Source organism: Kitasatospora sp. NBC_01266 (genome assembly GCF_036242395.1).
Lineage (GTDB): Bacteria > Actinomycetota > Actinomycetes > Streptomycetales > Streptomycetaceae > Kitasatospora.
In genome coordinates this window covers 94,821-113,865 of record NZ_CP108458.1, presented here as the reverse complement: position 1 = coordinate 113,865, position 19,045 = coordinate 94,821, and the positions used below count along the sequence as shown (strand labels likewise).

18 protein-coding genes, 1 tRNA gene and 1 pseudogene are annotated in these 19,045 nt (G+C 70.4%); 13 read left to right on the top strand and 7 right to left on the bottom strand.

Annotated features, from left to right (window positions below; translation table 11 throughout):
• The first annotated feature begins 21 nt into the window (after positions 1-21).
• Together OG403_RS00500 and OG403_RS00495 are read left to right on the top strand one after the other, a co-directional pair.
• On the top strand, positions 22-201 hold the full coding sequence (locus OG403_RS00500; protein ID WP_329560418.1) for a hypothetical protein: 180 nt from the start codon (positions 22-24) through the stop codon (positions 199-201).
• Entirely contained in the window at positions 198-1,100 is a 903-nt protein-coding gene (locus OG403_RS00495; RefSeq protein ID WP_329560417.1) for a GlxA family transcriptional regulator, read from the top strand. The genes OG403_RS00500 and OG403_RS00495 overlap by 4 nt, the downstream gene beginning before the upstream one ends.
• A 50-nt stretch (positions 1,101-1,150) precedes the next feature.
• Here OG403_RS00495 and OG403_RS00490 read toward each other — a convergent pair whose 3' ends face one another.
• Complete coding sequence (locus OG403_RS00490; RefSeq protein WP_329560416.1) at positions 1,151-3,262, bottom strand: NEW3 domain-containing protein; 2,112 nt, start codon at positions 3,260-3,262, stop codon at positions 1,151-1,153.
• 341 nt (positions 3,263-3,603) lie between these two features.
• Positions 3,604-3,978 (bottom strand): hypothetical protein, encoded by a 375-nt coding sequence (locus OG403_RS00485; RefSeq protein WP_329560415.1) that lies wholly within the window; start codon positions 3,976-3,978, stop codon positions 3,604-3,606.
• A 429-nt stretch (positions 3,979-4,407) separates the two neighbouring features.
• Here OG403_RS00485 and OG403_RS00480 point away from each other — a divergent pair, with 429 nt between their 5' ends.
• On the top strand, positions 4,408-5,310 hold the full coding sequence (locus tag OG403_RS00480) for an aminoglycoside phosphotransferase family protein (RefSeq protein ID WP_329560414.1): 903 nt from the start codon (positions 4,408-4,410) through the stop codon (positions 5,308-5,310).
• Between the two features lie 339 nt (positions 5,311-5,649).
• Here the strand turns inward: OG403_RS00480 and OG403_RS00470 are convergent, their stop codons facing one another.
• Positions 5,650-6,324, bottom strand: coding sequence for a Type 1 glutamine amidotransferase-like domain-containing protein (locus OG403_RS00470; protein WP_329560413.1), 675 nt, complete (start codon positions 6,322-6,324; stop codon positions 5,650-5,652).
• 231 nt (positions 6,325-6,555) lie between these two features.
• Between OG403_RS00470 and OG403_RS00465 the strand changes: the two genes are divergently transcribed.
• Both OG403_RS00465 and OG403_RS00460 read left to right on the top strand, forming a co-directional pair.
• Entirely contained in the window at positions 6,556-8,397 is a 1,842-nt protein-coding gene (locus tag OG403_RS00465) for an OmpL47-type beta-barrel domain-containing protein (RefSeq protein WP_329560411.1), read from the top strand.
• 281 nt (positions 8,398-8,678) lie between these two features.
• The gene (locus OG403_RS00460) at positions 8,679-9,152 is read left to right on the top strand and encodes a flavodoxin family protein (RefSeq protein WP_329560409.1); all 474 of its coding nucleotides are present in this window, start codon (positions 8,679-8,681) and stop codon (positions 9,150-9,152) included.
• Positions 9,153-9,230: 78 nt separating this feature from the next.
• On the opposite strand, the gene OG403_RS00455 is transcribed toward OG403_RS00460, so the two are convergent.
• On the bottom strand, positions 9,231-9,473 hold the full coding sequence (locus OG403_RS00455; protein ID WP_329560407.1) for a hypothetical protein: 243 nt from the start codon (positions 9,471-9,473) through the stop codon (positions 9,231-9,233).
• 256 nt (positions 9,474-9,729) lie between these two features.
• Here OG403_RS00455 and OG403_RS00450 point away from each other — a divergent pair, with 256 nt between their 5' ends.
• Positions 9,730-11,091: an aminopeptidase C gene (locus tag OG403_RS00450; RefSeq protein WP_329560405.1), complete on the top strand. Its 1,362-nt coding sequence runs from the start codon at positions 9,730-9,732 to the stop codon at positions 11,089-11,091.
• Between the two features lie 97 nt (positions 11,092-11,188).
• Here the strand turns inward: OG403_RS00450 and OG403_RS00445 are convergent.
• Positions 11,189-11,265: transfer RNA gene (locus tag OG403_RS00445), tRNA-Ile, on the bottom strand.
• 333 nt (positions 11,266-11,598) lie between these two features.
• On the opposite strand from OG403_RS00445, the gene OG403_RS00440 reads away from it, so the two are divergent.
• From OG403_RS00440 to OG403_RS00430, 3 genes are all read left to right on the top strand, one after another.
• Positions 11,599-13,110, top strand: a complete 1,512-nt coding sequence (locus OG403_RS00440; protein ID WP_329560403.1) for an alpha/beta hydrolase — start codon at positions 11,599-11,601, stop codon at positions 13,108-13,110.
• Positions 13,111-13,255: 145 nt separating this feature from the next.
• Positions 13,256-13,819: a GNAT family N-acetyltransferase gene (locus tag OG403_RS00435; protein ID WP_329560401.1), complete on the top strand. Its 564-nt coding sequence runs from the start codon at positions 13,256-13,258 to the stop codon at positions 13,817-13,819.
• A 68-nt stretch (positions 13,820-13,887) separates the two neighbouring features.
• Entirely contained in the window at positions 13,888-14,379 is a 492-nt protein-coding gene (locus OG403_RS00430; protein WP_329560399.1) for a PH domain-containing protein, read from the top strand.
• 33 nt (positions 14,380-14,412) lie between these two features.
• Here the strand turns inward: OG403_RS00430 and OG403_RS00425 are convergent.
• Positions 14,413-14,685: pseudogene (locus OG403_RS00425) on the bottom strand (glutamate-cysteine ligase family protein); the annotation flags it as partial.
• 205 nt (positions 14,686-14,890) lie between these two features.
• On the opposite strand from OG403_RS00425, the gene OG403_RS00420 reads away from it, so the two are divergent.
• Positions 14,891-15,913: a YihY/virulence factor BrkB family protein gene (locus OG403_RS00420; RefSeq protein WP_329560397.1), complete on the top strand. Its 1,023-nt coding sequence runs from the start codon at positions 14,891-14,893 to the stop codon at positions 15,911-15,913.
• Here the strand turns inward: OG403_RS00420 and OG403_RS00415 are convergent.
• The gene (locus OG403_RS00415) at positions 15,891-16,349 is read right to left on the bottom strand and encodes a MarR family winged helix-turn-helix transcriptional regulator (protein WP_329560395.1); all 459 of its coding nucleotides are present in this window, start codon (positions 16,347-16,349) and stop codon (positions 15,891-15,893) included. The genes OG403_RS00420 and OG403_RS00415 overlap by 23 nt on opposite strands.
• A 70-nt stretch (positions 16,350-16,419) precedes the next feature.
• On the opposite strand from OG403_RS00415, the gene OG403_RS00410 reads away from it, so the two are divergent.
• From OG403_RS00410 to OG403_RS00400, 3 genes are all read left to right on the top strand, one after another.
• Positions 16,420-16,986 carry a YbhB/YbcL family Raf kinase inhibitor-like protein gene (locus tag OG403_RS00410; RefSeq protein WP_329560394.1) on the top strand — a complete coding sequence of 189 codons (567 nt, stop codon included), beginning with the start codon at positions 16,420-16,422 and terminating at the stop codon, positions 16,984-16,986.
• 210 nt (positions 16,987-17,196) lie between these two features.
• Positions 17,197-17,883: an alpha/beta fold hydrolase gene (locus OG403_RS00405; RefSeq protein ID WP_329560392.1), complete on the top strand. Its 687-nt coding sequence runs from the start codon at positions 17,197-17,199 to the stop codon at positions 17,881-17,883.
• Positions 17,884-18,030: 147 nt separating this feature from the next.
• A complete protein-coding gene (locus OG403_RS00400; RefSeq protein ID WP_329560390.1) occupies positions 18,031-19,014 on the top strand; it encodes a phosphotransferase family protein in 984 nt (327 codons plus the stop codon).
• The last annotated feature ends 31 nt before the right edge of the window (positions 19,015-19,045 follow it).

Genomic DNA, 19,045 nt, shown 5'->3' with positions numbered 1-19,045 from the left:
CGCACCCGTCAAGATCGAGACATGAACAGAGCACTCCTCGTCATCGACGTCCAGGAATCCTTCCGGCAGCTGGAGAGCTGGGCGGCCGTCTCCAACCCCGACACCGTCGGCCAGGTCAACGAGATCACCGCCCGCACCGAGTACGCTCTCTCGGGCCGCTTCGCGCGGATCGCCACCGTCAAGGAGCTGACCGGATCGTGACCCGCGTCGTCTTCCTGCTCGTCCCGCGGCTGCACCTGCTGGACCTCGCCGGGCCGGCCCAGGTGTTCTCGACAGCGGCCGACTTCGGCCTCGGATACGAGATCGGCTACGTGGCCGAGCAGGAGGACGTCCTGACGGCCCAGGGCCTTTCGCTGCGGGCCGCCACCCAGTGGCCGCGGCTGTCGGCCGAGGACCTGCTCGTCGTTCCCGGCCGGCGTGCGTCGACCGGGGACGAGGACGGGCTGTCCCCGGCGGCGTTGGAGAAGCTGGCCGCCCACCACGCGGCCGGTGGCACGGTTGCCAGTGTCTGCACGGGAGCGGTGGCGCTCGGCCGCGCCGGGCTGCTGGACGGCCGCCGCTGCACCACGCACCACGACGCGCAGGATGACCTCGCCCGCCGCTACCCGCGGGCCCGGGTGTTGCGCGACGTGCTCTACGTGGTGGACGACCGCGTGGTCACCTCGGCCGGCATCGCCAGCGGCATCGACCTCGCGCTCCACCTCGTGGCCGTCCGGCACGGGCCCGCGGCCGCCGCCCGGATCGCGCGCGAGATGGTGGTCTACGCCCGGCGCAACGGTGACGAGCAGCAGACCAGCGTGATGTTCCGGCACCGGGCCCACCTGGTCGACGCCGTCCACCAGGTGCAGGACCTGATCGACGCCCGCTTCACCACCCAGCTGAGCCTCGCCGGACTCGCCTCCGGCGCCGGCATCAGCGAACGCACCCTCACCCGCCACTTCACCGAGGCCACCGGGCTCACCCCACTGCGCTACCAGCAGGAACTGCGGCTGGAGCGCGCCCAACACCTCATCGCCCACGGCGCGACCAGCGAGAGCGCGGCCCGCGCCGTCGGCTTCCAGGACGCCCGCATGCTCCGCCGCCTGCGGGCTCGGGCCTGAACCCGAGGGAGCCGCGCGGCCCGCGGGGATGATCCCGCGGGCCGCGTGGATCACGGTTGGACGCTGAGTGCGAAGACGTGGATCGCGGGGGCGTCGGGCAGGGTGACGGAGCGGACGGTCTTGCCGGGCGTCAGCGGGACGGTGTTGGTGAAGACGCCGTAGCTGGTGCCGAAGTCGGCCGGGCCGGTGGGGGTGTCGCGGTGGCCCGTGGTGAACGCCGCCTTCGCGCCGTAGGCGTCGGTCGGGGCGCAGCACCAGTTGGGGAAGCCGAGTTGGCCGGTGCTGGTCGTGCCGTCGGTGTAGGTGACGGTGACCGGGCCGGCGGTGAAGCCCGCCTCGGCGCCGAGGAACCCCAGCGCGTGGCCCTGGCCGCCGAGGGTGATCTCCTGGCCGGTGGCCGAGACGTTGTCGGCCGTGCCCGCGGCGGCCGACGGCCAGCTGAAGCTGAGGCCGTTGGCGCTGATCGTGGCGCCCGCGGTGGCGCCCGCCGCGGCCAGGGCCTGGGTCGAGTAGCTGTCCCCGCCGCCGTCGAAGTTGCCGGGCGTGGTGTCGCTCTCGGAGGTGGCGCCGACGTTGTTGTAGGCGGCCGCCAGGGAGGGGTAGGGCACGACCTGGACGATCGTCTGCTCACCGCTGACCGTGTCGGTCCGGCCCGACCGGGCCCGGTAGCCCGCGGTGGCGGTGACCGGCGTGACGGTGGTTCCGGGGGTGCCCTGGGGACCGCGTACCGTCACGGTGGCCGACGCGGTGCCGCCCGGCGCGATGTCCGGCAGGGTGACGGTGGCCGGGGTGGCGGTCCAGCCCGCGGGGGTGTTGATCCGCAGCCGGGTGTCGCCCAGGGCGACGGTACCGTGGTCGGCCAGGGTGATCCGGTAGGTCCCGGGCTGCTGCGCGGTGCTGACGTCCTGCCAGGTGATCGCGGTCGCGGGCGCCAGGTCACGGGCCGCGCCCGGGTGGACCCGGTAGAGCACGGTGGCGTGCGGCGGCACGTCCGCGGAGATCACGCCGGTCGTCCCGGTGACCTGCTTGCTCACCAGGTCCTCGAGCGTGTAGCCGGCGGTGGCGTGCAGGCCGGCCTGGGCGGCGGTGGTGGTGATCGTCTGCGCGGTGTCGGATGAGTTGAAGAGCGCGACGGCCTGGTCCCCGCCGGCCAGCGGCTTGCTCAGGACGTCGTAGCCGGTTCCGTGCTGGACGACGCGGCCCTGGACGCCGAGCCGGTCCTGGTCGACGGCGATGACGTCGCGGTTGCCGAGCGCGGCCAGCGCGGTCGGTGAGAGCTGGGTGAGGTCGGTGCTGGAGATCAGCGGCGCGGCCATCATCGACCAGAGCGAGACCTGGCTCTGGATCTCGTCCGGGCTGAGCCCGGAGTCGCCGGCGAGCAGGAAGTCGGGGTCGTTCCACCGCCCCGGCCGCTGCAGCGCGGGCAGCCCGACGTTGTAGCTGTAGTTGTAGTCGATCGATGCCCACTTGTCGGGGCCGGTGTCCTGGCCGAGCGCGATGTCCGCGCCCTCCCGCCAGAGGTTGCCGAGCTGCGCGGACCAGCCGATCACCGAGTCCCAGTTCGCCGTGCCCTGGAAGTAGGCGGGCGCGGAGATCGAGAAGGTGATCCGGTGGTGGGTGTTGAGCAGTGCCTGGCTCATCGCGGTGTAGGTGTCGCGGTAGCTCTGATCGTCGGTCTCGCCGGCTTTGGAGGGGACGTTGCAGCCGTCGAGCTTGACGTAGTCGACACCCCAGGACGCGAACAGGTCCGCGTCCTGCTGCCAGTGGCCGAGGGAACCGGGGAAGCCGCCGCAGGTGGCGGTCCCGGCGTCCTCGTAGATGCCGAACTTCAGTCCGAGCTTATGGAGTTGCTGCCCGATGTAGGCCATTCCGTGCGGGAACAGGGTCGGGTTGGCGACCAGGTTGCCCTGGGCGTCGCGCTGCTGGGACATCCAGCAGTCGTCGATGGTGACGGTGTCGTACCCCTTCTTCGCCAGCCCGGTGGTCACCAGGGCCTGGGCGTTGCCGAGGATCGTCTTCTCGTCGATCCCGCACTGGTAGTACGACCAGTCGTTCCAGCCCATCGGCGGGGTGGGGGCATAGTCGGGGTACTGGGTCACGGCACCGGGCGAGGCGGGCGGCGCGGCGGCCGCGGGCTGGGCCGCGAGCGTTCCGGCGGACACGGCGGCGAGCGTGGAGCAGCAGGCGACGGCAGCACGGAGCCATCGGGGAAGGGCGGTTGGCACGCTTCGACCTCACGGGGTCTCGGGGGTCAGGGCATGGTCGCTGACGCTGTCTCAGCAGAGCCTTTCTACGGGAAGCTGCTCGTTCATGACAAGATGGCTGCAGAAGCAATCAATAACGCGCATGGCAGTGCAGAACATGGCGGGTGTGGGTGTCCGTACGGATCACCGCGAGGGGCACGGCGCAGCGGGGCCGGCCAGCCGTCGTGCGGGAACCGGGTAGGGGTGGACGGAGCGTCCGGCGACCGGACCACGAGGGACGAAGCGCCGGACGTCCTCCTTCACAGTGGGGTGAGGATGTGCTGGTGCGCCCCGTCCAGGACGAAGCCGTTGTCCCACCGGACCCGGACCGTCAGCTGCCTCCCGCGCTCCCGATCCGCGGCCCACTCCGGCTCCAGCGCGGCGATCTCCGCCGCCAGCCGCTCCCGGCTCGCTGCCGGCATGGTGTGCCCGTAGTCCTCGAACAGCGCCCCCAGCCGCTGGTACTCGCGGGCCCCCTCGCTCTGCGCGAGTTCCCCGTCCACCCGCTCGACGGTGCCCTCGAGCCCGGCTCCCAGCGACAGGAATCCGACGACGCTCCCGGGCTCCCCGGCGACTGCCTCGCCGAGCCCGAGATCCTCAGTCAGCCTGACGCGCCGGCCTTCTTCCAGGGTCATCCGTCCTCTGCCTCTCCATCGATCGGCGCAGCTGGTCTGCGGTCCGGCCATTATCCGCCCTCCGGAGACCGGTGCTGCCTGGCGGTGATCGCGGCGATGGGACCGGGTTGGTTCGGCTGCGAACCCTATCGGACCAGCTGAGCGGCGCCCGAGGACGGCCCGGTCAAGCGCAGGCTCTTCGACAACGCGGTGAAGTCGATGGTCGACGCCCAAGGCAGCGTCACCTGACGCCGCACCGGCCACCCGCACCGCGGCCGCCCGGCGCAGCCTCGCGCCGGGCGGCCCGTGCGTTCCGCATCGCCGGGAACCCGGGAAGGGCGTGTCCTTGCCGCGCTGCGTTCCAGATCTCTGTCGCAGCACTGCTCGGCACCCTGATACGTTCGGCGACCTGCGACAACGAACAGGGATGCGTTGACGAACGGGGATGCGGTGGACGAGTCAGCCTTCGTGGCACCGGAAGTGCGCAAGCGGCTTGCCGTGCGCTTCGGACCGGAAGCCCTGGACTGGTGCGATCGCCTCCCGGCGCTGGTGGATCAGCTGACGGCTCGCTGGAACCTGAATGTCCTCGAGGCGGGCGGAGGCGGTACCTCACGGGTGTTCCGGTGCGCCCAACGGGCCGACGGGGCAACGGCGTGGTTGAAGCTCACCCCCGATCCCGAGATCGCTGCCGCGGAATCACAGGCACTGCACGCCTGGGCCGACACGCCGTCGGTTGTCGATCTGCTGGCGGAGGACCTTGCTGTCGGGGCCCTGCTGCTGCAGGACGTGAAGCCGGGAATCCCGATGAGGCAACTCGACTGGACCCTGCCGCAGGTCGCGGCCCTGCTGCGCGACCTGCGGATCCCTTCCCCTTCCGGCGGCCAGGGTTCCGCGTTGCCACCGCTCGCGCACCGGGTGGACTTCCTCTTCGAAATGACCGATCGCAGGCTGTCGACCGCCGGTCTGAGCAACGCGTTCGACCCGGCGGTCCTCAAGCGGAGCCGCGCGGCCGCTCTGGAGCTCGCCGGCGGCGACACGGTGGGACTCGTCCACGGTGATCTCCACCAGGCCAACGTACTGTCCGGACCCGGCCCGAGTGTGGTCGCGATCGATCCCCGGCCCACGCTGGGCGATCCCGATTTCGACGCCGTGGACTGGGTGATGGCGGGGGTGGCGGAAGTCGCCGATCTGGAGCGGCGAGTCGAGGAACTGGCGGCACTTGTTCCGGGGCAGTCTCCTGACCGGGTACTGGCCTGGTGCCGTGCCCTGGCCGTCGTGGACGTGGCCCCCAGACTCTGCGCGGGACGGGATGACACCGGAACCCGGTTCCTCGTGACCCTCGCCCGCAGTTGAGCTGGGCCGTCACCTGGGGCGGGGTCGTCGATCAGGCACAGCCAGGCGAGGCCGGCACCGCACGCGCACCCCGGGCTGCTACTTCACGTGAGGGAAGCCACTCGGTCAGTACACGGCAGTGCCTGGCGCGTGCGTTCGGCAGGGTGTTGGGAGGCGGGGAGGACAACTGTGGGGACCCCAGGGCCTTCGGCCTGCGTGGCGCACCGCGACCGGAGCCCGCGCGGGCCCACATGACCGATCCCGCCGTTGCCGAGCGCCTGTGGGACGCCAGCTGCGCCGGGGCCGGCGTCGAGCCCCACCTGGCCCTCCTCTAGTCGAGGGGCGGAAGGCAGTCGACGTTCAGACTGCCGGGTTGAGCAGCTTCCAGTGCCCCTCGGAGACCACCTCGACGCCGCCGTCGGTCACCTTGATGGCGGTCTGAGCGTCGATGGCGTACGCCGGGCCCTTGATCTTGGCGGCCCAGCGTTCCGCCTCGGCCATGGTGTTCTCCGGACAGTCCGGGCTGTCGAGGTGCGGGAAGATGGAGAATTCGACGATTCCCAGCGTGCTGTCGTCACCGGTGGGCGGCTTCCAGCCGACGAACTCCTCCCCGATGCGGGGAGTCAGCACCATGCTCCCGGCGCTGAGCCCCACGTAGACCGTGTCGCGCAGCGAGGGGAGGAGGTCGGCCAGTCCGGACTCCCGCATCCAGTGGCACAGATAGAGCGCGTCGCCGCCGTTCACCAGCAGGACGTCTGCCTCTCGGACCCAGGAGACCCAGCGTTCCCTGTCGATGCTGGGCAGCGCGGTGAGTTCCAGCACGCCCACCGACTTCCACCCCAACTCGGTCATGGGACTTGGGGACCGTCCGCTGACGAAACGCCATGGCCCGCCCGGATCCGCATACGGGCCCCCGTACCCTGCGGTGGGGATGCAGAGGGCGTTGGCCTCGGCTATCGGTTTGCCCAGGAGATCGACCAGCGCCGCCAGCACGCTTGCGTTCCTGACGCCGGAGTCGGTGAGGAGAAGCTTCATCACACCACCCTAAGCACCACGTCAGCAACCGCTCGAACGAGCCCGCCGCCGTGGGGCAAGCGGACCGCGTCCGAGAGGGTGACAACCCGTCAGGTCGTGACGGTCCACCGTCAGCGCGCACCCTAGCGTGACGGTATGGATACAGAATATGCACCCTCCGTAGCCGGGGGGCCGGGCAGGCCAGGCAGACCCGGCCACGCACCGCGGACCGGGCTCTCCGCCGTACTGGTGATGGCGCTGGCCATGCTCACCTTCGCCGCCGTCATCTCGCCGGCCGCCGCCGCGCGGCGCGAGGGCGGCAGCGTGACGGTGAACTTCGCCAACAACAGCGACCGCGCCCTGTCACTCGCGACCTTCACCATGACCAGGGGCTGCCTGAACGGCAGTCAGCCGAGCGAGATCGCCGCGGGCACCTCCGCCAGCTGGTCGTCCGGGCCCTGTTTCGGCTCGAACGGCAGTGCGGGCAACGCCTCCTTCCGGGTCGCCGGAGAGACCGTCGGCACGGTGCAGGTGAGCTGGGACAGCCCGACCACCGGGCCGAACAGCTACACCCAGACGGCACCGGGCGGCTACGTCATCAGTCACAGCGGCGGCGAGGGCTCGAACCCGACCGTCCAGTTCACCTTCGACTGCAACTCGACCACGTGCGACGGGATCCCCGACGACTGGAAGCGCAACGGCGTCACCATCCTCCCCAGCGACGGCAGCGACCCGCAGTTCATCGACCTGCCCAAGATGGGCGCCACCGTGAACAAGCCGGACATCTTCGTCCAGCTCGACTGGATGGCCGACGAGACCCACAGCCACGCACTCGACCCGCAGGCCATCCGCCAGGTGGTCGAGGCGTTCAAGAACTCCCCGTACAACAAGCACTCGCCGACCACCGGCATCAACCTGCACATCGACGCCGGGCCGAACAGCATCCTCAACTTCGACACCAACGCCACCTGGGGCGCGCTCAGCAAAGCGCGGCAGCTGACCGAGACGACCAACCTCGGCACCGTGGACGGCAACGGCAACTACCAGTGGGACGCCTTCAGCAAGATCAAGACCGAGAAGGGCGGCTTCGTCAGCTCCGGCCGGGTCCCGGTCTTCCACTACGCGATCTCGGCCGACCACCTGTGGCCCGGCTCGACCACCCTCGGCATCGCCGAGCTCCCGGGCAGTGACTTCATCCTCAGCCTGGGCGCCCTCGCCTCCAACGTCCCCCAGATCGCCGCACAGGCTGTCGACTTCATGCACGAACTGGGCCACAACCTGGACCTGCGGCACGGTGGTGACGCGGACCTCCCGAACAACAAGCCGCAGTACTTCAGCGTGATGAACTACTCGTACTCCGTCCGGGGCCTGACCGCCGGTACGACCACCGGCATCGCCGACTACTCCCGGGAAGCCCGCAGCCTGAACGAGGTGTTCATCGACGAGAGCAACTACCCGTTCAGCAGCAAGAACTACGACGTCGTCCACTACTGCAAGAACGACCCGAAGGGCCCGTTTATCACCACACCGCGGAGCCAGGGCTGGGTGGACTGGAACTGCGACGGCGTCCAGAACCGCGGCGTGGTCACCGCCGACGTCAACGGTGACGGGCAGAAGACCCGGCTCTCCGGCCACGACGACTGGAGCGCCCTGCGGCTGCGCGCCGGCGGGATCGGCCTGCTCACGGCCCCCCTCCTCCCCGACCTGCCGACCCCGAACAACGAACCGACCATGGAGCAGGAGGAAGGCATCCTGCCGCTGGACACCACGCCGCCGGTCACCACCGCCGCCACCGACCCGGCCGCCGGCCGGAAGGACTACTTCACGACGGACGTCACCGTCACCCTCACCGCGACGGACGACATCTCGGGCGTGAGCCGGACCGAGTACAACCTCGACGGCGCCGGCTGGACGGCCTACACCGGCCCGGTCACGCTGACCACGGACGGCCGGCACGAGCTGCTGTACCGCTCGATCGACTTCGCGGAGAACCAGGAGGCCGACAAGTCCCTGACCCTGCGGATCGATTGCGAGCACGGCCACGAGCACGAGCACGAGCACGGCCACGGCCACCCGTCGGGCCCGAACGCGTGAGCGTGCTGACCACCACCACCGGCTGAACCGCAGCGCCCGGGTCCCGACGGCCCCGGGCGCTGCCGTGTCCACCGGACCGGGAGCGTTCGCGCCCGCCCGCCCGGCCCCCCAGGTGGCCATGTCACATTCGTCGACGCTGTCCTGTCCACTCCTCGGGTGCGACCGAGACGCGATGCCGCGGCCGTATCCGTGAGCGGGCCGTGTTCCGGTGAGAAGTCCGAATCGCGGCCCGGTTCCAGCAGCGCCTTGACCGAGTCCTGAGGTAGGAAAGGGGAATCACCATGAAGGCCATCATCGTGTGCGCCTCCGTGTCGCACGGGAACACGAAGAGGATCGCCGAGGTCCTGGGTCAGGTCCTGTCGGCCCCGGTCGTGGAGCCCGAGCAGCTTGACCCGGCAGAGCTCGCCACCTGTGACCTGGTGGGATTCGGCTCGGGCATCTTCTCGGGGAAGTTCCACCCACGGCTGCGCCGGTTCGTCCGCTCACTGCCGCAGGAGGAGCGAGGCAGGGCGTTCGTCTTCGCCACCAGCGGACTGCCCGAACCGCGGTTGCGACCCTTCAGCCGCCCACTCGTGCGGCTTCTCGAGCAGAAGGGTTACGCCGTGGGTGACGTCTTCTCCTGCCGCGGCTACGACACTTGGCTTCCCTTCAGGCTCGTCGGCGGCATCAACAAGGCGCGGCCCGACGCCGGGGACCTGGCGCTCGCTCACGCGTTCGCGCAGGGGCTGCGGGACCGGAGCGGTGCGGCCTCCTGACCACCTCGGCAGCGCCCGCACGGGGGAGTGCTCAGCCTGCGCCGTGATCGGTCGGCGCGGGCTGGAGCGCGGTGGCGGTCAGGAACGGCGCGGTCCGAGCCCACTGGCGACCAACAGCACGACGGCGGCCACGGCCATGCCGATCGCGATCCCGGTATGGCGGACAGACTGCACGTCCGGACAGGCCCGAACTCCGCTCTGGCTCATGACCAAGCAGTGCATGCCCGGGACCGGCTCGGCCACCCGGACGAGCGCGGTCACCGCCGCGCCCAGGAGGAGAGCGATCCCCAGACAGAAGAGGAACGCACGGAAGGCTGACATGCTGCTTGGACGCCCGACCCGCGGAATCGGTTCCAGGCGGCAGCTCCGGCAGCTCCGGCAGCTCCGGCAGCCGATCACGAGCCGACACCAGAACTCGCCAACGCCCGCCCGCCGTTCGCCATCGTCACCACCGTGAGCCGCCACCGCGCCAACCCCGTTGACTCCGTTGACTTCATTGACTCCGGCCGAACGGTCGTGCGACGGTGTGGTTTTGCGCGCTCCTCGCACGAACCACCGGGAACTGGAGGATACTGCTGTGACCTTCGGAAACGACGGTGCCCACCCGGCCATGGGCCGCCAGCTGACATCGGATCAACTTCAGCTGTTCGAAGAAGAGTTCGCTGCCAGGTCGGCGAACCTGCTGATGCAGAACGCCGTCACCCGGACGCCGGTGGATGACATCGCTCTCGACCGGCGGGTTCTCACCGGCATCGACCACTCGGTCTCCCACCACCTGGACGACTGGCGGGCCACCGACCAGAAGCAGAGCGGCCGCTGCTGGATGTTCGCCGGGCTCAACCTGCTGCGGGTCGGGGCCGCTCGGAAGCTGGGCGTGAAGGACTTCGAGTTCTCCCAGAACTACCTCCTGTGGTGGGACAAGTTCGAGCGGGCGAACCACTTCCTCGAGGCGGTCATCGAGACCTCGGACCGGGACGTGGACGACCGCACGGTGGCGCAGCTGCTGGCGAGTCCGATCAGTGACGGCGGCCAGTGGAACATGTTCGCGGCGCTGGTCGCGAAGCACGGCCTGGTACCCAAGTCCGCCATGCCGGAGAGTGAGAGCTCCTCCGCGACCCGGGCGATGAACCGGGCCCTGGGCACCCTGCTCCGCCAGGGTGCCCGTGACCTGCGTGGGCAGGCCGGTGAGGGGATCGACGCGCAGCGCAGGACCAAGCGGGAGGTACTGGCCGCCGTGCACCGGGTGATCAGCATCCATCTCGGCACGCCGCCACAGCGCTTCCTGTGGCAGTGGGAGGACAAGGAACGGGAGTTCCACCGCGACGGCTGGCTCACCCCGGCGGAGTTCGCCGCCTCGTACGTACAACTCCCGTTGGACCAGTACGTCTGCCTGGTGCACGACCCGCGGGAGACGAGTCCGGTGGGCCGCACGTTCACCGTCGAGTACCTGGGCAACGTCGTGGACGCCCCGCCGGTCGTCTACCTCAACGTGCCGATGGAGCTGCTGAAGCGGCTGGCCACGGCGGCGATCGTCGGTGGCGAGCCGGTGTGGTTCGGCTGCGACGTGACGAAGATGATGCGCGCGGACGCCGGTGTCTGGGACGCCGCCCTCTTCGACTACGCGGCCGTCTACGACACCGCCTTCACCATGGACAAGGCCGCGCGGCTGCTCCACCACGAGACGCGGATGACCCACGCGATGCTGCTCACCGGCGTCGACGTGCTGGACGGCGCCCCGCGCCGCTGGCGGGTGGAGAACAGCTGGGGCGAGGAGAAGGCCGACAAGGGCTTCTGGACCATGAACGATTCCTGGTTCGGTGAGCACGTCTTCGAGATCGCGGTCCGCCGCTCCGCGCTGCCGCCGGAACTGGCCGCCGCCCTCGACCAACCGCCGATCGTCCTGCCGGCCTGGGACCCGATGGGTGCCCTCGCCGACTGAGCGGGGCCCTGGTCCGGGCGGGCCGGGTGCCGAGCGCCGGGTGAACCGCTGAATGCCGAGACGCCCGGAGCGGATATCCACTCCGGGCGTTCGACGCTGGTGGGCCTAACAGGACTTGAACCTGTGGCCTCTTCCTTATCAGGGAAGCGCTCTAACCGTCTGAGCTATAGGCCCGTGTCGCGTGGAAGACATTAGCCGACCGAACTCGGCCGCCAGGTCACCTGCTCGACGTTCACCCGGGCGCTCCACCGCCACCAGCTCCGCCCGCAGCGCGAGCTCTGCTGGGCGGCGGCCGGACGGGACGTGGCGGTGATGGCCCGCCCGTTGGGCGAGGAGACCCGGTTCGACTCCGAGCGGGTGCCAGGGTCCTCAACCCCTGGTGGTACGTCACCAAGCGCACATACGCCGCAAGTTGGACAGACATCCCATCCCGGCGGCGGACTCACCGGCCGTTCGCACGTAAGAGGCTGGAGGAAATCCAGGCACCTCCTCTCCACAAGGACCGGCATGACTGTGCGAAACGGCCGAACAACCTCCCTGCTGACCGTCGGCGCCGTGGCGGCCCTGCTCTCGGCACTCACTCCCGCGGCGTCCTTCGCCGCGACCGGGGACCCGCTGCGGCAGTACGCGCAGCAGCAGCCCCACTGGCAGCGCTGCGCCCCGGACAGCCCCGCCGCCTTCCAGTGCGCGACACTCAAAGTGCCGCTGGACTACGGCGATCCCGGCGGCCGGAAGATCGACCTCGCGATATCCCGGATCAAGGCGGGCAGTGCGGCGGAGCGGCACGGTGCCCTGCTGCTCAACCCCGGTGGCCCGGGCGGCGCGGGGCTGGACATGCCCCTCTCCGTCGGCACGCTGCTGCCCGCGGCCGTGCAGCGGCAGTACGACCTGATCGGGTTCGACCCGAGGGGCGTCGGGCAGAGTTCCCCGCTCGGCTGCGGCCTGACCGACGACGAACAGAACTGGGAACACGCCTACACGGACCGGACATTCGCGAAGGACGTGGCGTGGGCCCGGACGGTTGCCGACAAGTGCCAGGCCGAGGAGGGTGACACGCTGCCGTACATCACCACCCGCAACACCGCGCGCGACCTGGACGTCATCCGCGCGGTGCTGGGCGAGAAGAAGATCTCCTACCTGGGGTACTCCTACGGCACCTACCTCGGCGCCGTCTACACGCAGATGTTCCCGCAGCGGGCCGACCGCGTCGTGCTGGACAGTGCGGTCGACCCCACGACGATCTGGCGGGGCACGTTCCAGGGGTGGGCGAAGGGAGCCGAGCTCGACTTCACGAGGTGGACCGAGTGGGCCGCCGAGCGCAACGCCACCTACCGGTTGGGAGCTACGCCGGACGAGGTCCGCAGGACCTTCTGGGACCTGGTCGCCCAGGCCGACCGCAAGCCCATCCCCACCGAGGGAGCGCCCCTCACCGGTGACGACCTCCGCCTCGGGTACGACGCGTTCGTCCACGTCGAGACCGCCAGCCCCTGGATCGCGGCGCTGAAGGAGGCGGCCGCGGGCGGAAAGCCCGCCCCGGCCGGTCCGACCACGCCGGCCCCGCACCCCGCTCCGCCGACCTTCGCCCACAGTGTTCCCGCGGACAACGCCGGCGCCGCCGCCTGGGCCATCTTCTGCGGGGACACCGGCAGTTGGCCGCGCGACCCCGAGCAGTACCGCCGCGACGCGATCCGCGACAAGGCCCGGTACCCGCTGTACGGCGATGCCGGGTCCAACATCCAGCCGTGCGCCTTCTGGCAGTCCGCGGGCGGTGAGCCCACCACGGTGGTGAACAACGACGTCAGCGTGCTCATCCTGCAGAACCAGTGGGACTCCCAGACGCCGCTGGCCATGGCGCAGGGCATGCACCGGGCCCTGCGCGGCTCCCGCATGGTCACGGTCGCGGGTGGCGAGGGGCACGGCGTCCTCGGCGTCACCAAGTCCTGCGCGGACGCGAGCGCCACGGCCTACCTGACCACCGGCAGGCTGCCGGCGAAGGACCAGACCTGCTCAAGTAAGTGACTGTCAGATCCGTCGGCCGGACGGCGGCCGGCCTGGGCCGACACCAGGGTGCACCCGTCTCCGTATCCCGCGACGTCACGGCAGAGCCCCGAGTCGCCGAGAAAAGCTGTTGGGCCGCCCGACCTGCTTCAGGCAAGATCGACTCGTGGACACCTACCTGGAGACCGGGCGCCTGGCCCTGCGCCGCTTCACCGCCGATGACGCGGACCTGTTGATCGAGTTGGACAGCGACCCGGCGGTGATGCGCTACCTGACCGGCGGCAATCCGACTGCGCCCGAGGTCATCCGCGAGCGTCACCTGCCGAACATCCTTGCCGGCTACGAGAAGTGGGGTGGCGACCTCGGACTGTTCGCCGCGCACGAGAAGGACGGCGGCGCGTTCATCGGCTGGTTCATCCTGCGTCCCGAGCCGCAGGGCCCGCTGGACGAAGTCGAACTCGGCTACCGGCTGCGGCGGGCGGCCTGGGGCAAGGGCTACGCCACCGAGGGCTCGCGGGCGTTGCTGGACAAGGCGTTCACGGAGCTCGGTGTGCGGATGGTCTGGGCTGAGACGATGTCCGTGAACCACGGTTCGCGCAACGTCATGAAGAAGCTCGAAATGACGCTCGCGGACACCATCCCCACTCCCTCCGACATGGAGATGGTCGAGGGCTCCGAGCACGGAGGCGTGCGGTACGAGATCACCGAGGAGCAGTGGGGTCAGCAGTAGCCACGGCTGCGGAACGGGACTCCGCCACCCGCGACCTGCTCGATGACAGCCAGCCGTAGGATCGCGGCGTGGAAGAGATCCGGATCGGGGGCGGTCCACGCGATCGCCGAATCGGCTTCATCGCGCTGGCTGTGAGTCTGGTGGTCGCGACGGCTTTTGGAGGCTGGGCGTGGTTCGCGGGTGATCCGGTGACCGCTCATGACGCCCGCCCCGTGGCGGCCATCGTGATGGCCGCGGTCCTCTTCGGCGCGCTCTACATCGCCTTTCTGGCGTTCGGGTACACCGTCCTCAGCGCGTCCCACCTCAGGACACGGTCACCCGCGCTCCGTCGCTCGGTCCCGTGGTCCGAGATCTCCGCGGTCGAGCTCCACAGCCGGACCGGTCGCGGCAGCACGACGTGGATGGTCCGGGTGCGTCGGAAGTCCGGGCGGTCGTTCATCGTCCCCGGCACCCGACTGGGATCCTCGGAAGGAGCGGCCTCGGCAAGGCTCGTGATCGAGGAGCGCTGGGCGCACGTCACGGGCGAGCGCCCGTCCGATCCGGCTGCGGAAGCCGGGTGAGCCGGGAGACCCGGGCTCTTCCCCGGCCGGTCAGGAGGCCAGTCGGCAGCCGGCCCCTTCGGCGGCGATCGCCAGTGCGTGCCGCAGGCGGAGCAGATGGCCGCCGACCTCGGAGAGGACCTGGCAGACCGGGGTAGCCACCTCGACCTGGGCCTGGAGCAGCTCGTGCTGGAGTTCCGCGTGCTCCACGGCCGGGTGCAGGCCCGCCGCTTCGCGCACCGCTTCCACCTGCGGCACCGGGAGCCCGCTGGCCGGGTCCAGCAGCAGGTACTCCTCCTCCACCCCCACGGTCGGCGGGCCGACCACCCCGGTGGTCCTCCCGCCACCACCTGTCGCCCCGGTGCGGACAGTCACACCTCACAGGTACCCGCACGCCGGCCGAGCACACGCGGGCCCGCCCGCGGGGTCGCCGTGCGACGACCCGGCACGTGCGAAAGCGCCGCCGACCGGGCAGACGTCTGGTGCCGGGCCGCGATCCACGACCCGTCCGCCGCCACCGGAGGACAGCCGCATGAACCGCCTCGAACACGTCGTGCGCACCGTCGACCGCGCGCAGCAGCGCCGGCCGGCGGCCGCCGTCGTGGTGGGTGTGGTCAAGAAGTACGGTGACGACCGCGGCGGCCTGCTCGCCGCCCTGATCACGTACTACGGCTTCGTCGCGCTGATCCCGCTGCTGCTCCTGCTGAGCACCGTGCTCGGCTTCGTCCTGCACGGCCGGCCGGGCACCCAGCACGCGGTGCTGAACTCCGCGCTCGCGGACTTCCCGATCATCGGCGACCAGTTGCGCCAGAACATCCACTCCGTGCAGGGCAGCGGTCTGGCGTTGGCGGTCGCGCTGCTCGGGCTCCTGTACGGCGCGCTCGGCATCGCGCAGGTCCTGCAGCACGCGATGGCCGAGGTCTGGAACGTCCCGGAGATCCGGCGGCCCGGATACCTCCCCAGGCTGGCCCGGAGCCTGCTGCTCTTCGCCGTCCTCGGTACCGGGCTGCTGCTGAGCACCGCCGCCGCCACCGTGGTCAGCACCACGCTGGCCGGCCCGGCCGCGGGGATCGGGGGCCTGCTGCTGTCCGCCGTCGTCAACACCGGCATGTGCCTGGCGTGCTTCCGGATCCTGACCCCCGGGGAGATCGCCGCCCGCCCACTGCTGCCGGGCTGTCTGCTGGCCGGGCCGCTGTTCACCGTGCTCCAGGCCTTCGGCGCGGTGCTGGTCACCCACCAGCTACGGCACAGCAGCCAGATCTACGGCTTCTTCGCCACCGTCATCGGCCTGCTCTCCTGGCTCTACCTGGCCGCTCAGGTCACCGTGTACGCGGCCGAGACGAACGTGGTCCTGGCCCGCCACCTGTGGCCCCGCAGCCTCCTGCAGCCCCCGCTCACCCCATCCGACCAGGCCGTCCTCGGAGCCATCGCCCGCCAGCAGAAGCGCCGCCCGGAACAGCACGTCCAGGTCACCTTCGACGACCAGGACACCAGCGCCCCGGTCGGGCACCAGCGGTTCAGGCGTCAGCGGTTCAGGCGTCGGCGATGCGGCTGAACAGCGCGGCGGCACGGGCGATCACGGCGCGATCCTCGGCTCCGAGGGCCCCGAGCTGTTCGTCGAGCCAGGCGTTCCGCTGCGCCCGGGTGGCGCCGGCCAGGCGGTGGCCCTCCTCGGTGGCACTGAAGCGCACCTTGCGGCCGTCACGCGGGTCCGGCGAGCGCACGGCATAGCCGGCGGAGGTCAGCCGGTTGACGGTCTGGCTCATCGAGGCGGGGGAGACCCGGCCTCGCTCACTGAGGTCGGTCAGGGTCTGGGGCCCGTTCTTGTGCAGGTAGGTCAGGACCTCCAGCGCCACGTCGCCGAGGGCGCCTTCGGGGCGCTCGCTGCGGAAGCGGCGGTACAGGCTCCCGATGGCGGCGCGCACCTGCGCACCGAGCTCACTGTCCTCGATCCCGGCCGCGGGCGGTCCGCCGGTTGCGTGGTTCTCCATGGTTTCTTAGTATACCTAAGCATATCTTTCGTATACCTAAACAGAGTGAGCCTCAGGAGGAGCCGAAACCATGCCCGCGAACCCGCTCGGCATCGCACTGCGCAACCGGCGCGCCGGCCAGCACACCCTCGCCTGGGCCGACAGCGCCCTCCAGGCCCCGGAGAACTTCACCCTGACCAGCCCGGCGTTCGGCCACGGCACGCCCATCCCGAGCACCCATCGCGGGCGGCTGTTCGGCGCGAACATCTCCCCGGCCCTCGCCTGGACGCAACCGCCGCAGGGCACCGTCGAGCTCGCGCTCATCGCGCAGGACCCCGACGTCCCCTTCGGCAAGCCGGCCGTCCACGCGCTCGCGCTGGGCATCGACCCGGCCCTGGGCGGCATCGCGGACAACGCCCTGGCCAACCCCAGCCCGGTCCCCGGGATCCGGCACGGCAAGGGCCCGCTCGGCCGCCTGGGCTACGCCGGACCCATGCCGATCCGGTCGCACGGACCCCACGCCTACGTCTTCCAACTCCTCGCTCTCGACCGGGCCACCGAACTGGCAGCCGGTTTCACCCTGGACCAACTGGTCGCCGCCGTCACGGGCCATGTCCTCGGACGGGCCCGGTTGGACGGGACCTATGAGAACCGCTGACCCGGTAGCGCCCGCGCTCCACTCCGACCCACTCCGACCCACACCGCCCTCCTCGCGGGCTGCGGCGAAGACACGCCCTGAGCGCGAGCCCGCTCGCGAGGGGGCCACCCGACGCCTCGGTCGAGGCCCGATGGGACCATCACGATGAGTGGCTTCTCGGCAGCTCGGCGTAGCGTGGAGTCACGGCTTGACAGTTACGAGGAGGACGTCATGGCAGGCAAGGCCAGCATCGTTTTCGCGCACGGACTCTGGGCCGACGGGTCGTGCTTCAGCAAGCTCATCCCCGCGCTGCAGGCCGAGGGTCACCAGGTCTACAGCTCGCAGCACGGCCTGGACTCACTCGAAGGCGACGTCGCGTGCGTCACCCGGGCGATCAACCACGTGCCCGGCCCGGTCGTGCTCGTCGGCCACTCCTACGGCGGGACGCTGATCACGAAGGCGGGCGTGCACGACCGTGTGGGCGCGCTGGTCTACATCGCCGCGCTCGCGCCCGACGAGGACGAGACCTCGCAGAGCCAGCAGGAGAAGTTCCCCGGCACACCCGTCTTCGAGCACCTCGACGTCGCCGACGGCCGCCTGTGGCTGCTCGAGTCGGGCGTCGGCGACTTCTGCGGCGATCTGCCTGCGGCCGAGCAGCAGTTGGTCCTGGCGACGGGTGCGGTGCCGGTCGCCGACCTGTTCGCCCAGCAGGTCCCCGGCACCGCCTGGCGTACGAAGCCGAGCTGGTACATCGTCGCGAACGACGACCGCACCGTGAACCCGGAGTTGGAGCGGGCCGTCGCCGAGCGCATGGGCGCGAAGACCTACAGCGTGGACAGCAGCCACGTGCCCATGCTGTCGCACCCCGACTTCGTCCTCGACGTCATCCGCGACGCCGCGAAGGCTCTGGAGTCCTGAAGCTTGTTGCAGAGGGCCGGGTGCGGGGCATTCCGCCCGGATGGGCGGGGTGCCTGTGGGTCGAGCCGCTGTGGGTGGAGGTGTTCACGGGGCTTCGGAGCCCAGGGCTCTCACACATGTCCGGCTGGGCGCCGATAGGCTCCCTTCGTGATCAAAGGTGAGGGCGCAGAGCGTGCCGGTGCGGATCTTGAGGCGCAGAGCTGGGGCTCCACGCGGTCCTGGGTGGCGCAAAGACTCGCTGCCGGGGAGCGAATAGCGGATGTCGCTCGCCTGCGCGGTGGCTGGACCTCGGAGATGCGCCGGCTGAGCATCGTTGGGCCGGACGGTCGTCGTGACCTGGTGTTGCGGTCGTTCGTGAAGCCTTTCTACGTCCGGCACGCGGAGGGTCTGCTGTCACGTGAGGCCGAAATCCTGGGCCTGCTCGGTGGGACGGATGTGCCCGCAGCCGCGCTCGTGGCGGTGGACGCGACGGCGACCTGCTGCGACCATCCGTCCTTGCTGATGTCGCTGCTGCGCGGGACCGTCCGTGTGGACGAGGTCCGTGTCGAGCAGCGTGTCGATCTGTTGGCCGACCAGTTGGTTCGCATCCACCAGGTCGAGGTCACTGCGGAGACGAGGCCGCGGACCTGGCAGCCCTGGACCTCCCCGGAGCGGGTGACGCTGCCTGAGTCCACGGCGAGGCCGGAGCTTTGGCGACGGGCTGTCGATGTCATCCGGCAGGCTCCTCCCGCCTACGAGCCCTGCTTCCTGCACCGGGACTTCCATCCGGGCAACGTTCTGTTCGACGGTGACGGCGACGACGTCCGTGTCAGCGGCATCGTCGACTGGGTGGAGACCTCGTGGGGCCCGGCCGACCTGGACGTGGCCCACTGTTCGAGTGCCCTGGCCCTACTCCACGGCGTCCCCCTGGGCATGACCTTTGCGGACCGGTACCTCGCCGCAGGAGGACAGCTCGCGGGTGAGAACGCGGCGCATCTGTACTGGCGGCTACTCGACGCGTTGGCCTTTGCTCCGGATGCCGAGAAGGTCGCCGTCCCCTGGCGCGAACTGGGCCGCTCGGATCTGACCCCTTCTCTGCTGGCCGGCAGACTTGAGGCATACATCCAGGCTCTCTTCGAACGCTACTCGTGAATTTCCGTGCCAGCGGTGACCGCTGCAAGGA

Excerpts from the sequence above, each read along its gene's own strand:
- OG403_RS00500 (WP_329560418.1), top strand. The coding sequence starts at position 22 with ATGAACAGAGCACTCCTCGTCATCGACGTCCAGGAATCCTTCCGGCAG.
- OG403_RS00405 (WP_329560392.1), top strand. The coding sequence starts at position 17,197 with ATGGCAGGCAAGGCCAGCATCGTTTTCGCGCACGGACTCTGGGCCGAC.
- OG403_RS00485 (WP_329560415.1), bottom strand. The coding sequence starts at position 3,978 with ATGACCCTGGAAGAAGGCCGGCGCGTCAGGCTGACTGAGGATCTCGGG.
- OG403_RS00460 (WP_329560409.1), top strand. The coding sequence starts at position 8,679 with ATGAAGGCCATCATCGTGTGCGCCTCCGTGTCGCACGGGAACACGAAG.
- OG403_RS00470 (WP_329560413.1), bottom strand. The coding sequence starts at position 6,324 with ATGAAGCTTCTCCTCACCGACTCCGGCGTCAGGAACGCAAGCGTGCTG.
- OG403_RS00440 (WP_329560403.1), top strand. The coding sequence starts at position 11,599 with ATGACTGTGCGAAACGGCCGAACAACCTCCCTGCTGACCGTCGGCGCC.
- OG403_RS00415 (WP_329560395.1), bottom strand. The coding sequence starts at position 16,349 with ATGGAGAACCACGCAACCGGCGGACCGCCCGCGGCCGGGATCGAGGAC.
- OG403_RS00455 (WP_329560407.1), bottom strand. The coding sequence starts at position 9,473 with ATGTCAGCCTTCCGTGCGTTCCTCTTCTGTCTGGGGATCGCTCTCCTC.
- OG403_RS00410 (WP_329560394.1), top strand. The coding sequence starts at position 16,420 with ATGCCCGCGAACCCGCTCGGCATCGCACTGCGCAACCGGCGCGCCGGC.
- OG403_RS00420 (WP_329560397.1), top strand. The coding sequence starts at position 14,891 with ATGAACCGCCTCGAACACGTCGTGCGCACCGTCGACCGCGCGCAGCAG.
- OG403_RS00465 (WP_329560411.1), top strand. The coding sequence starts at position 6,556 with ATGGCGCTGGCCATGCTCACCTTCGCCGCCGTCATCTCGCCGGCCGCC.